Genomic DNA, 12,661 nt, shown 5'->3' with positions numbered 1-12,661 from the left:
GGCCGTTCAGGCCTCCCTCGGAGCCGCCGGCTCGTCTCGTCCAATCTGAGCGGGCCCGACACATCGCCAGGCCCATCCCGCTCTTACCGTCACTCCGACAGCAGCATCCGCTCGAGTTGCTCGAGGATCGCGTCGCGTTTGTCCTTCGGCAAGCCACGCAGGCGCAATTCGATCCGGTCCTCGCCGTACGACTTCAGGTCGCCGACCGACTTGCCGCCAAGCTTGATCTCGAGCCGCTGCGCGTAGCGCTGGCGGCCCGCCGGCTTAGGCGTTTCCTGCGCTGCCACGCGACCCTTTACGATGTCCGACACCTGGCGCGTGCTGAGGTCGTCGGACACGATCTTGTTGATCAGCCGTAGCGTTGCCTCGGTGCCGCGCGCATTGTGATAACGGCCGACCTGATACGCCATGTTCGAACCGAAACGATCGGGGCGTGCGACCATCTCCTGCATGACGGCTTCCGGCAGCTTGCCGATCGACAGCGCAACTGCGACCGTCGACTCATCGAGGCCGAGATGTTCGGACAGTTCCTTCTGACTCTGGAAATGTTTGTCGTCCAGGAAGCGGCGCCATACGACGGCATTGTCGAATACCGTCTGCGAATCGCGTTGCACGTTCAAGTCGTAGCCGAGCTTGTAGCTCTCGATTCCGATCGGCACGTCGATCACGATCGCCTTCACGGTTTCCTTGTTCGCTTCCTTCAACGCGCGCACGCGGCGGCCGCCGTCGCTGACGAAATAGGAACCCGGATTCTCGTAATCGGGAATCACGTGAATCGCCTGCTGTTGCCCCTGCTTCGCGAGGTTGACCGCAAGCTCTGCAATCGACGACTTCAGATAGAAATGCCGCGGGTTGAACGGACTATGTTTGATCGCCTTCAGCGGCAGCTCGATCACCTGACCGGGGGCATAGCGGTTCTCGAGGCGCCACGCGCGATATTGCGGCGACTCGTCCGTCGACGGATCGAGCAGGACGTCGGCAACGGCAGGTGGCGCGACGTCCTTTCTGGCGGATTTCGTCGGTGCTGTCGTAGCAGTCTCGGACTTGACGATGCCGTCGATGGCATTCAGCCGATCAAGCGCGGTCCGCTTCTCGCTCGTCGTGATATCCGGGCGCGCTTGGAATCCTTTTGCAAATTGGGAGGGCTTCATGTGACTCCTTTATGCGCATAAAGTCAGGGCAGCATGGCGACGATTTCGTCGGCGCATGCGCGAATTTCCGCGGCGGCCAGCTTGGCGCCGCGATCGTTCATTTGCAGCACGGTCTGACCGAGCGCCATCGCCTGCTTGTAGGCTTCCCGGGTCGGAATTTGCGTCTTAAGCAACGGGAAACCGAGCTCCTCGAGCGCGCGCTTGAGCTCGCGGGTCAGCATGCGCTTCTCTTCGGTCTTGTTCAGCAGGAAAACGGCGCGAAGGTCTTCGTTCATTACCTGCGCCTGCTGGATCAGCTTGACCAGCCCGACGCTCGACCAGTAATCGGCCGGCGACGACGAAGTCGGAATCACGGCGATCGATGCGGCCAGCAACACGACGCCGGATACTTTCTCGGTAATCGACGGCGGGCAATCGACGACGATGATGTCGTAGTCGTTGATGAACTTCTTGATCTCGCGGTGGATCTGGCCGCCGGCTTCAGCGAGATTGACTACCGGGAAAGGGATACCGGCGTCGCTGTCACCGGATGCGCTGGACCAGTGAACCAGCGTGTTTTGACCGTCTGCGTCAATGACGAGGACGCGCTTCCCTTTTTCATGGAATGCCGCACCCAGGTGCATGGCGATCGTGCTCTTGCCGACGCCGCCTTTTTGTTGAGTGACTGCAATGATTTCCGCGGCCAATTTTCACTCCTGTTTTTGGTCGTTGAAATTCTACAGGACGATATTTATATTTCAATGAAATTGTGGTTCGCCAACTACGCGTTGGCCGTTTGGGCTATTGGTTTGTGCGCATAAAGTCACGCTCTGCCGGAGCGCTGACGTGGGACCGAGTTTGGAGCGGTGTGAAGCTCGGGCGCGAGGATTCGCGTGGGCGGCGATCCGGCAACTGCGTTGCTGTTCCGAATGTGGTCGCGGTGGTGGTAATGGAGCTTGGCCCGCGCGATCCGGCTGCAGCCGATGGCGTCGTCAGTTTATGCGCATAAATCGCCGGCGAATGTGGCCTCCTCCGTGGACGCATCTCGGCGACCACCGCGACCACCGCGACCACCGCGACCACCGCGACCACCGCGACCACCGCGACCACCGCGACCACCGCGACCACCGCGACCACCGCGACCACCGCGACCACCGCGACCACCGCGACCACCGCGACCACCGCGACCACCGCGACCACCGCGACCACCGCGACCACCGCGACCACCGCGACCACCGCGACCACCGCGACCACCGCGACCACCGCGACCACCGCGACCACCGCGACCACCGCGACCACCGCGACCACCGCGACCCTGGCGCTATCCGGGATGACTCAGCCAACACCGGAGACCTTGAAATGCGCAGGCCTTCGATGAAGGATGCCGACGTCCCTCCTCCGACCGCCACAGCTTTATGCGCATAAACCTGCGGTGGAGAGGGATCCCACCGTTGCCCCCGCCAAACATACCGCTCCGATTGCATTGCCGCCGGGAAACATTTGACTGAAGCGGTCCCCGCCAACACGTAGCCGTGCCGATCGCTGCGCCGCGCATGCGTTCGAGCCACCACCTTTATGCGCATAAACACCGGGGCGTTGCGCGCATTCCCCGGTCGACCCAACGGACGAATATCGTGCGGCCAGGCATTCAAATCGCCCATCACATATACATTGGCACCCCGCCGAAGCGCCCGTAACGAGACTGGCTACAATACGTGCCTCTCTCATGGAGGCCTGACCGATGATCACGATCTACCACAACCCCCGGTGCTCGAAATCCCGCGAGACGCTCGCACTGGTCGAAACGTTGAACAGCACCGGTACGCCGGTGAACGTCATCGAGTATCTGAAGACGCCGCCGTCTGTCGAGGAACTCGAAGCACTGCATCGTCAGCTCGCGCGGCCGGTGCGCGACATGCTGCGTGACGGCGAAGAACCGTACAAGACTCTGGACCTTGCACGCGCGAATCTGACCGACGCAGACGCATATGAAGCGATTGCCGCGCATCCGATTCTGCTGCAGCGTCCGATCGTCGTGTATCGGGGCAAGGCGGCGATTGGCCGGCCGCCCGAGTCAGTGCGGGCGCTGTTTGAATAATTGTTGTACGGCGTATTTTTCTTGTCGCATCAAATCGACGGCAAGCGTATCGGACTGGCGCACGCGCGAGTGGACTGAAGGCATTTACGAGATCGAACCCGGTTCCAACGCGGACCCACCGCCATCGAACGCAGCGCCATTGCCGTCCTGCCTCGGCCGATCAAACCGTGCACCCGAGAATCACCCAGATCAGACCGCGGGGCCGCATCGGCCGGTGACCATGGCAACGCCCGGCTCGCCGGCGCGTCGGCCGCCGGCTGCGCATCGCCATCACGGACGAACTGCGCCGGCTCGATTTCGCGCAATCGCACTGCGGTGCCGACGCGGGAAGTTTGCATCGCCCCGCGCCTTTCGCGACAGCTGCGCACGCAGTCCGCAGCGGTAGACGATCAACAGCCGACCGCAACGACCGTGGCCTTCCGCGCTGCCGCCTCGCGTTGGCCGCTATACGTCAGCGATCTTCGTCGCCCGGCGACTCGCGCCGAGCGTCGTCCGCCGCGACGTCGCGCCCCGCCGCCGCATGCGCGGCCGCCCGCAGCATCGCGATCTGCCCGCGATACGCACGGCATCCGCTGCACACCGGCAGATGTACATGCACCTGCATGTGCTCCTGAAGCGTCAATGACCGGTCGAGCGCAGCCGACAGCAGTCGCGTCACGTCCCTACATTTCCCCGGCAGCATCTTCGGTCGTCAATCCTTTTTCGCTGAGGCAGGTGCGCAGGCGCGTGCGCGCCCGATACAGCAGCACGCTGCAATGATTCGTCGTCAACGTCAGTTCGTGGCAGATATCGTCGATCGCGACATCCAGGAATTCGCGCATCATGAACACGCGGCCGATATGTTCGGGCAGGTGATCGAGGCAAACCTGGAATAGCGTCCAGAACTGCTGTTGCTGCAACAGCGTTTCGGGACGCGGCCACGGCCGCGGCTTCGTGTGTGCGGCCCAGTGCCCGTTTTCCTTGAACAGCTCGCGATCCAGCGCCGATTCGCCGTCGAGCTCCGCATCGAGCGCGGACAGACTCACCGTCCGCTGCCGCGCGCGCAGCGTATCGATCAGCTTGTTGCGCAGGATCCCGAAGACCCACGTCTTGTGCGCGGACCGTCCGGCGAACTCGCCCGCATGCGTCCACGCGGCCGTCAGCGCTTCCTGCACGGCGTCTTCGGCCGCGTCGGCATCGCGCAGCTGCAGCCGCGCGAAGCGCAGCAGATCGTGACGCAGTTGGGCGAGGTAAGCAGGATCGTCGTACGCGGACGGCATGGCGAGCGGAAAGCCTTGTATGGCAACAGCGTTGGATCGCGTTCCACAGGCAGGCGGCCGCGAAACGATGTGCGAGCAGCTTACTGGGCACGCGGCCACGCCGCAACGCATGTTCCGTCGCGAATTCACGAAGCGGCCCGCCTGGCTGCGCTATGCTTGCCGGAACGCCGCGTCGCGCGGCGCGAATTCGCGATGCGAGCGGGATGTAACTTCAGACCATAACGGTCGAGTTATCCACAATTTCTGTGGAAAACCTTGTGGAAAGTCGGCCGGTCGGCCCCGTCGGACGGCTCGCGGGCTGGCTTGCCTATAAACAGACCTTTGTCGCCTGTCCTGAATCAATCGGTCCGATTCCTCACTCACCGGAAGGAGAACACCATGTCCTATCGTGTTGCGGTCGTCGTCGGCAGCCTGCGTCGCGGTTCGTGGAACCGCGCGCTCGCGCATGCCGTAATCTCGCTCGCCCCAGCCGATTTCTCGTTCGAATTCGTCGAGATCGGCGAACTGCCGCTGTATAGCCAGGACTACGACGCGGACTTTCCGGAAGTCGCGAAACGCTTCAAGCAGTCGATCGAAGCAGCCGACGCGCTGCTGTTCGTCACGCCGGAGTACAACCGCTCGATTCCGGGTGTACTGAAGAATGCGCTCGACTGGGGGTCGCGCCCGTGGGGCCACAACTCGTGGTCGGGCAAGCCAGGCGCTGTGCTCGGCACGTCACCAGGCGCGGTCGGCACCGCGCTTGCGCAGCAGCATCTGCGCAACGTGCTCGCGTATCTCGACGTGAAGACGCTCGGTCAGCCGGAAATGTTCATCAAGCACGACCCGGCGCGCATCGACGACCAGGGCCAGATCGTCAGCGAAGATACGCGGAAATTCCTGCAGGGCTTCGTCGACCGCTACGTCGACTGGGTGCGCGTGCTGAAGTCGGTCTGAGCGTCGTCGCGTTGCAGGCGCCGGCCCGCGCGCCCGCGGGTCACGCGCCTGCGTGCCGCGCATCGCGCGCCTCGCGGATCCCGAGCAGGATCTCGTCGAGCAGCGCGATGTCGAACGGCTTCGACAACACGCGCACGTTGACGGTCCGCGTGCGATCGAGCTCCTCCGCGTAACCGGTGACGAGGATCACCGGCAGCTTCTCCGGCCGCTTGCCGATTGCTTCGGCGAGGTCGATGCCGTTCAGGCGGCCCGGCATGTGGATATCGGAAATCACCAGATCGAATGCATCGTTCGCGGCTGCGCCCTCGACCAGGCGCAACGCGTCGTCGGCGCTGGGCGCATAAGTGACGCGGTGCCCGAGCAGTGTAAGCAGCGCTTCGGTGCCGGCCGCGACTTCGCTGTTGTCCTCCACGAGCAGTACGTGCAGGCCCGCGAGCGGGCCGGTGCTCTGCGCGGCGGGCTGCGGCCGTGCGACGATGTCTTCGACACGCGCACGCGGCAGGTAGAGCCGCACCGACGTACCGGCGCCGACCGCGCTGTCGATCGTCGCGAGGCCGCCCGAGCGCTCGCAGAACGCGAACACCTGCGGCAGCCCGAGCCCCGTGCCCATCCCTTGAGGCTTGGTCGTGAACAGCGGCTCGAACGCGCGCGCCAGCACGTCGGGCGCCATGCCGGCGCCCGTATCGTCGAGCGAAATCTGCACGAAATCGCCGGTCAGCGGAAAGCCGTCCTCGCGACGCAGCGTCACGTTGCGCGCGCCGACGGTTAAACGGCCGCCGGTCGCCATCGCATCGCGCGCGTTGACTGCGAGATTGATCACCGCGAGCTCGAGCTCCGCGACGTCGACGCGGATCGGCCACACGCCTGCATCGACCGCGACGACCAGCGACGACTTCGAGCCGAGCGACGTCTTCAGCAGTTCGCGGCACGTGCCGAGCCATTGGCCGACGTCGATCGTCTCGTTGTGAAGCGGCTGCTTGCGCGCGACGCCGAGCAACTGGCGCGTGAGCGACTGGCCGTTCTTCAGCGCACGCTCGATCGCACCGAATTCCTTGTCGAGATGCTGGACGCCGCGCCGCCGCGCGATCTGCACGTTGCTCGAAATGATCATCAGCAGGTTGTTGAAGTCGTGCGCGACGCTGCCGACCAGATTGCCGAGCGCCTGCATCTTGCGCGACTGCCGGTACGCCGATTCGATCGAGCGGCGCATCGACGCCTCTGCCTGCCAGCGTTCCCATGCCGCCTCTTCCGCCTTCAGCCGCTTCAGCGACAACCAGATCACCCACCACAGCGCCACCGACGGCGCGAACATCGAGATGAACAGGACGCTCAGATGTTCGTACCACTGATGCCAGATGGCCGAAGTCCGGTACGAGCAGCTCACGTACACGGGATAGCTGCCGACCTGCCGGTACGCGACGATTTCGCTGTCGGTGCCCTGCCCGACGCGCACGACGCCCGCGCGCGGATCGTTGTGCGCATTGCCGAACGTCGCCGTGCGATCGATCGGCGCGCGTGACGGCGGCGGCGGATACGACGCGATCACCGCGCCGTCCGAGCGCGCGAGCGCCATCGTCATCGGCGTGGACGCACCGCCGAGCAGGTCGCGGTAGAACGCATTGAAGTAGGACGACTTGAGCGCGATCGACACCATTCCGGCGAACGACCCGTCGCTATGACGTCGCGCGACGCCGGTATTGAATACGGGGATGTTCTCGAGCTTGAGCGGCCCCATCATCAACCGGGAGATATGCTCGATCACCTTGCCGTCGCGGATGCCGGTGAAGTCGTCGCGGTTCGCGATCGACGCGTAGGGCGCCGGATAGTAGAGGCTGTTCGCGAGCAGCATCCCGCTCGCACCGAAGATCGACACCGCCGCTACCTGCGGATAGCCGCCGCCGATCGTATTGAGCGCGTCGTGAATGTCCGCTTCCTGGCGGCGCACCGCGGCGTCGTCCATGTCCTGCACGAGATCGACGATGCGCGCATCGAGCGTCTCGCTCAGGTCGAACACCTTGAGCGCGTGCTCTTCGGCGACGCGCACGGTGCGCATCGTCACGTCGCTCGCCGCGCCCTCGCGTGCCCTCAGGTCGTTGTACGCCATGACCGACACGTAGATGCACGGCAACACGATCGCCGCCACCAGCAGCACGATCAACGTCACGCGCCGGACCGCGAAATCGTGCTCGGGAGCGCCGGACGAATAGTTGCCGTCGTCCTGCCAGTCGTCGGCGGGCGCGGAGGCAGGTGGGCGGGAGTCGGCGGGACGTTCGGACGTCATCGAAGCGAGCGGGCGAAGCGGAGGTGGTCAATCATAAACGAGTTGCGCTCGGCCGCCGTACGGCACAGCACATGGGCAACCTGTCGCTTCCGACAGGAACGCAATGAAAGAATGAAAACGCTATGAATCCGGCAGCGCAAACGTACACAAAGAAAAATTTTGCGTGCTTATCTCAAAATTGATCGCGACTGTTTTCGGAATGACGGCCGATCGAATCGATTCTGTTCGAAATGGTGAAAATGGCGAGTTGCACCGCCTCCGGTTTACTCAGAGAATCGCGCCTTGCTTTCCCTATGACAGATATATGCGCCCGCCGGCGTTTGCCGCGCGGAGCGTCGCGCGCGTCGTGGCGCGACGCTCCGCGCGCGGCCGCAAGGCGGTTGCCCCGCGCTTGATTGCCCGGCGCCTCAAGAAGCGCGCCGCGCGGTCGTTAACGCGAGAGAGACCATTCCGTATACCGCTTCGCCGCCATGCCTTTGCCGATAGTGATTGCCGACGATTCCTTGCTCGCTCGCAAACTTCTGACAAAGGCGCTGCCGGGAGACTGGGACGTCGACGTCGCTTATGCGGCGAATGGTCGCGAGGCCTTGGCGCTCTATCGTGACGGCAAAGCTTCCGTGATGTTTCTGGACCTGACGATGCCCGACATGAACGGCTATCAGGTACTGGAAACACTGCGCCACGAAGATCTGAACACGTTCGTGATCGTGGTATCCGCCGATATCCAGCCGCAGGCGCAAGCACGCGTGCGGGAGCTCGGCGCGATCGCATTCGTTGCCAAGCCCGTGACGTCGGAGGCGTTGCTGCCCATTCTCAAGGAGTATGGGTTGTATGCCTGAATCGGTGTTCACGGCGGAGCAACGCGACGCGTTGCAGGAAATCGCCAACCTCGCGATGGGTCGAGCCGCTGCACGGCTCGCGCTGCTGCTCGGGCACTTCATCGAGCTGTCCGTGCCGCGCGTGCGCGTCGTGAAGGCGGCCGATGCTGGCGACGCGCTGCGCGAGATGACCGGCATTCACGAGAACGTGACGGCCGTGCGCCAGGGCTTCCGCTCCGACATCAAGGGCGAGGCGATCGTGCTGTGCCGCAGCGCGAGCGTCGCGCGGCTGATGTCGCTGATGGAGCGCACCTTCGGTGACGGCGTGTATGCCGGCATGGAGACGCAGGACGAAATCGTGTTCGACGTCGCGAACGTGCTGATGAGCGCGTGCGTCGCATCGATCCTCGACGAGCTCGGCCGCAAGCCGGTGTTCTTCCCGCCCGGGCTGCTCGGCGCGAACGTGTCGTTCGACGACGTGTTCCAGCCGAACGCGCTCGCGTGGAGCGTCGCGCTGCTGCTCGAAGTGAACTTCGGGCTCGAGGATCATGCGTTCCGCGCACATTTCGTGATGCTGATGGCCGAAGATTCGATCCGGCTGATGGGCGATGCGCTCGACGCGTTGCTGTCCGCGCTATGAACGCGCCGGCCGTTACCCCCGCTCCGTCGCTGAGCGACCTCGTGATCGAACGGGTCGGCTTCGGCCTGTTCGTACTCGATCGCGGGATGACCGTGCTGATGTGGAATCGCTTCATGCAGGACCACAGCGGCATCCCGGCCGCCGACGTGATCGGCCGCAACCTGTTCGACTGCTTTCCCGAGCTGCCGCGCGCGTGGCTGCAGCGCAAGCTCGAGAGCGTGTTCCAGCTCGGCAGCTTCGCGTTCAGCTCGTGGGAGCAGCGTCCGTACCTGTTTCGCTTCGAGCACGACCGGCCGATCACGGGCGGCGTCGATTACATGCAGCAGGACTGCACGTTCATGCCCCTCACGCGCGGCCGCGAAGTCGAGGCCGTGTGCGTGACGATCTCGGACGTCACTCACGTGAGCGTAATGCAGCGCGAGCGCGAAGAGGCGGTCGCGAAACTGCGCGAGCACGCGAACCTCGATGGCCTGACCGGCATCGCGAACCGGCGCTACTTCGAGGCGCGGCTAAGCGACGAGTTCGCGCGCTGGCAGCGTTACGGCGGCGACCTGTCGGTCCTGCTGTTCGATCTCGACCACTTCAAGACGATCAACGACCGGTTCGGGCACGCGGTCGGCGATGCGGTATTGCGCGAGACGGCGCGGCGCGTCGCGGCGATCGTGCGCGCGCAGGATACGTTCGGCCGTTTCGGCGGCGAGGAGTTCGCGTTGCTGCTGCCGTGCACGAATCTCGACGAGGCGATGCTCGTGGCCGACAAGGTGCGCGTTGCGATCAGCGGCACGCCGGTCGATGCGGAAGGCGTCAGCGTGTCGGTGACCGCGAGCGTCGGCGCCGCGTGTGCGACGGCAGGCGCGGCGGCGTGCGACGCGCTCGTCAACGAGGCCGACACCGCGCTGTATCGCGCGAAGCGGCTCGGGCGCGACCAGTCGGTCGCATACGCGTAACCGCCGCGCGGCCGCCGTTGCAGTTGCCGGTTCGCGCGTGTGCGGCGCGCGTTTCAGCTTTTCGCGATGTCGGCGAGCACGCCGGCCAGCACGGCCGGCTGCGACACGAACGGAGAATGGCTGCTGTCGAGCTGGTGCACGTGCGTCGGGTTGCCGGGCACGAACGCGTCGGCTTCGTCGATGAAGCGCTGCTGTAACGCCGGAAGAATCACGCGATCGGCCAGGCACTTGATGTAGTGACGGTCGATCGCTCCCCAGCGCGCGGCGGTCGTCGGGATCGCGGTGGCGAACGGCGCGGCCGGCACGTCGCAACTCATCAGGTTCGCGACCGCGTCGAAGTCGGCGAGCGGCGCGTCGTCGTACAGCGCACGCTTCATGAGTGCGCGATACGCGGTGTCGGCGCTGTGCGGATCGATCCGCAGCGCGCCGGCGACGCGCGGGCTCGCGAGCATCAGCGGGCCGAGCATCTCGCCGTGGTTCTCGGGCGCACGCACGTAGTCGAGGCCCGGCACGCCCGACGCGGGCATGAACGCGGCGAGATAGACGATCTTCGCGATCTTCTCGGGCGCGCGTTCCGCCGCGGCGGTGATCGCGAGGCCGCCCATGCTGTGCCCGACGAGCACGACCTTGCCGCGGCCCAGTGCGTACGCGTCGTCCACGGCCTGCATCACCTGCGTCGCGTAATCGTCGAGCGTGGTGTTCGCGACCGGCGACGGCTCGGCGCCGAACGCATCCTTGTCGAGCGGCCTGTCGAGATACGATGCGGGAAAGCGGGCATGGACGCCGTGCGCGGGCAGGTCGCGCGCGATCGACAGATAGCCGCGCGCGGCGAGCGCGGCCGCGACGTGCGTGTAGCACCACGCGCCGTGCCACGCGCCGTGCACGAGCACGAAAACGGGATGATCGGACTGCGGGGTGGCGGTTACGTTCGTCTCCATGATGTCCGTGTCGTTCGGGAAAGATGTTCATCTTAGACGAAGCCGCGCACGTCCAAGCATCGACGCGCGGGGTCGCGCGAAACCGCGCTTCTGTCTCGTACAGGCCACATTTCGTCTCGATCTGATTTGAATTTGTCGCGAAGCGCGCTAATTTGACGCTTTCGTCCCCTTTGCGCCCCATGAACGTCGACTATCTCTTCTACCGGAAGCCGGACAAACCCGGCCCCTATTCGCTCGACGACCTGGGCGACGTCGCGCCGCCGATCGGCCCCGGCGACGCCGTGCGTGCGGGAATCGCCAGCGTATTCGACGCGATCGACTGGCATGAATCGCCGGACGTGCCGGGCGCGTGGTTCGGCACCGGCAGCGCGTTGTTCCAGTTCACCGTGGAGCCGGACGGGCGCGTGACGAGCTTCATGGGCTCGCGGCTCGAGCGCCGCTCCATGCTGCAGCTGACCCGCGAAATGGGCCTCATCGCGCTCGACCTGCAGCGCGACATCGTCTACGGCTGAGGGGGCGGCCAGCCGCGCTGATGGCCACCGCCGTCCGCGCCGGCCCGCGGGTACGCGCCCGGCGCCCGCCCGGCGCGAGGCCGCCATCGAACTTCAAAGATTGCTATACTTTCGCCCAATTCCGGCTTCCGGCCGGTAATTTGTGCCTGTCTGCGTCGATCGTTCGCATATCTCGCACGCATTTGACGCCCTGACCAACCCAGCCGGGCATGGCTTCTTCAATCGCCCCGCGTGGGTGCCTCCGTGGAGCTCGTCTTGGCCGTTTCCAATCTCGTCGTGGACGAACAAGAAACCGACGCCGCTGCCGTCACATCGGGCAGTTCTTTCTATCTGGCAATGCGCATTCTGCCGGCGGTGCAGCGCGACGCGATGTTCCAGGTCTATGCGTTTTGCCGCGCGGTCGACGACATCGCCGACAGCGATTTGCCGCGCGCCGAGCGCAACGCGGGCCTCGATCGCTGGCGCGCGGATATCGACGCGTGCTTTGCCGGCCGTCCGCCGCGGCATTTGATCGCGCTTGAGCGCGAAATTCGCGCGTTCAACCTGCAGCGCGACGACTTCCACGCAATGATCGACGGGATGGCGATGGACGCCGCCGAAGACATCTGCGCGCCCGACGAGCCGACGCTCGATCTGTTCTGCGATCGCGTCGCGAGCGCGGCCGGCCGCCTGTCGGTGAGGATTTTCGGGATCCCCGACGCGGAAGGCATCAAGCTGTCGCACCATCTCGGCCGTGCGCTGCAACTGACGAACATCCTGCGCGACATCGACGACGATGCGGCAATCAACCGTTGCTATCTGCCGCGCGAGCTGCTCGCGCGGGAAGGCATCGCGATCACCGATCCGGCGACGATCGCGCGCGATCCGGCGCTGCCGCGCGTGTGCGCGACGCTCGTCGAACGGGCGATCGCGCACTTCCGCGAAGCGGACGCCGTGATGGACACCTGCGCGCGCGCGCAGGTGAAGGCGCCGCGCATCATGTCGGGCGCTTATCGCTGCATTCTCGACGCTGCGATCGCGCGCGGCTTCGCTTATCCGCGTGCCCCGCTGCGCAAGCCGAAGGCGCGCATGCTGATGATCGCGGCGCGCTACGCGCTGTTCTGAG

The 12,661-nt window shown here is 65.1% G+C and carries 14 protein-coding genes; 7 read left to right on the top strand and 7 right to left on the bottom strand.

The features are described from left to right. Positions 1-89: 89 nt before the first annotated feature. The 3 genes from WK25_RS29650 to WK25_RS31560 form a co-directional block, all read right to left on the bottom strand. Positions 90-1,151 carry a ParB/RepB/Spo0J family partition protein gene (locus WK25_RS29650; protein ID WP_040138955.1) on the bottom strand — a complete coding sequence of 354 codons (1,062 nt, stop codon included), beginning with the start codon at positions 1,149-1,151 and terminating at the stop codon, positions 90-92. Between the two features lie 23 nt (positions 1,152-1,174). Next, entirely contained in the window at positions 1,175-1,837 is a 663-nt protein-coding gene (gene parA, locus WK25_RS29645; protein WP_040138954.1) for a ParA family partition ATPase, read from the bottom strand. A 94-nt stretch (positions 1,838-1,931) separates the two neighbouring features. Continuing rightward, positions 1,932-2,438, bottom strand: coding sequence for a hypothetical protein (locus WK25_RS31560; RefSeq protein WP_069243469.1), 507 nt, complete (start codon positions 2,436-2,438; stop codon positions 1,932-1,934). Positions 2,439-2,871: 433 nt separating this feature from the next. On the opposite strand from WK25_RS31560, the gene arsC reads away from it, so the two are divergent. Then, entirely contained in the window at positions 2,872-3,228 is a 357-nt protein-coding gene (gene arsC, locus WK25_RS29635; protein ID WP_040138952.1) for an arsenate reductase (glutaredoxin), read from the top strand. A 451-nt stretch (positions 3,229-3,679) separates the two neighbouring features. On the opposite strand, the gene WK25_RS29630 is transcribed toward arsC, so the two are convergent. After that, the gene (locus WK25_RS29630; RefSeq protein ID WP_069243468.1) at positions 3,680-3,910 is read right to left on the bottom strand and encodes a zf-HC2 domain-containing protein; all 231 of its coding nucleotides are present in this window, start codon (positions 3,908-3,910) and stop codon (positions 3,680-3,682) included. After that, complete coding sequence (locus tag WK25_RS29625; RefSeq protein WP_040138950.1) at positions 3,891-4,487, bottom strand: RNA polymerase factor sigma-70; 597 nt, start codon at positions 4,485-4,487, stop codon at positions 3,891-3,893. Before WK25_RS29625 ends, WK25_RS29630 begins: the two co-directional genes overlap by 20 nt. 378 nt (positions 4,488-4,865) lie before the next feature. On the opposite strand from WK25_RS29625, the gene WK25_RS29620 reads away from it, so the two are divergent. After that, positions 4,866-5,420, top strand: a complete 555-nt coding sequence (locus WK25_RS29620; RefSeq protein ID WP_069243467.1) for an NADPH-dependent FMN reductase — start codon at positions 4,866-4,868, stop codon at positions 5,418-5,420. 40 nt (positions 5,421-5,460) lie between these two features. On the opposite strand, the gene WK25_RS29615 is transcribed toward WK25_RS29620, so the two are convergent. Further along, a complete protein-coding gene (locus WK25_RS29615; RefSeq protein ID WP_069243466.1) occupies positions 5,461-7,701 on the bottom strand; it encodes a hybrid sensor histidine kinase/response regulator in 2,241 nt (746 codons plus the stop codon). Between the two features lie 470 nt (positions 7,702-8,171). On the opposite strand from WK25_RS29615, the gene WK25_RS29610 reads away from it, so the two are divergent. Genes WK25_RS29610 through WK25_RS29600 form a run of 3 tightly spaced genes read left to right on the top strand, consistent with a single transcriptional unit; the run spans position 8,172 to position 10,106 of the window. Continuing rightward, the gene (locus WK25_RS29610; RefSeq protein ID WP_040138947.1) at positions 8,172-8,540 is read left to right on the top strand and encodes a response regulator; all 369 of its coding nucleotides are present in this window, start codon (positions 8,172-8,174) and stop codon (positions 8,538-8,540) included. Then, complete coding sequence (locus WK25_RS29605; RefSeq protein WP_040138946.1) at positions 8,533-9,159, top strand: chemotaxis protein CheC; 627 nt, start codon at positions 8,533-8,535, stop codon at positions 9,157-9,159. The genes WK25_RS29610 and WK25_RS29605 overlap by 8 nt, the downstream gene beginning before the upstream one ends. Continuing rightward, positions 9,156-10,106, top strand: coding sequence for a diguanylate cyclase (locus tag WK25_RS29600; protein ID WP_040138945.1), 951 nt, complete (start codon positions 9,156-9,158; stop codon positions 10,104-10,106). Before WK25_RS29605 ends, WK25_RS29600 begins: the two co-directional genes overlap by 4 nt. A 53-nt stretch (positions 10,107-10,159) precedes the next feature. Here WK25_RS29600 and WK25_RS29595 read toward each other — a convergent pair whose 3' ends face one another. Then, the gene (locus WK25_RS29595) at positions 10,160-11,044 is read right to left on the bottom strand and encodes an alpha/beta fold hydrolase (RefSeq protein ID WP_040138944.1); all 885 of its coding nucleotides are present in this window, start codon (positions 11,042-11,044) and stop codon (positions 10,160-10,162) included. Positions 11,045-11,223: 179 nt separating this feature from the next. On the opposite strand from WK25_RS29595, the gene WK25_RS29590 reads away from it, so the two are divergent. Together WK25_RS29590 and hpnD are read left to right on the top strand one after the other, a co-directional pair. After that, positions 11,224-11,556 carry a hypothetical protein gene (locus tag WK25_RS29590; protein WP_040138943.1) on the top strand — a complete coding sequence of 111 codons (333 nt, stop codon included), beginning with the start codon at positions 11,224-11,226 and terminating at the stop codon, positions 11,554-11,556. Positions 11,557-11,811: 255 nt separating this feature from the next. Continuing rightward, a complete protein-coding gene (gene hpnD / locus WK25_RS29585) occupies positions 11,812-12,660 on the top strand; it encodes a presqualene diphosphate synthase HpnD (RefSeq protein ID WP_040140884.1) in 849 nt (282 codons plus the stop codon). Position 12,661 lies beyond the last annotated feature (1 nt).

Origin of the sequence: Burkholderia latens (genome assembly GCF_001718795.1) — a bacterium.
GTDB lineage: Bacteria > Pseudomonadota > Gammaproteobacteria > Burkholderiales > Burkholderiaceae > Burkholderia > Burkholderia latens_A.
The sequence above is the reverse complement of the archived record's forward strand: the minus strand, read 5'-3'. Positions and strand labels throughout refer to the sequence as shown.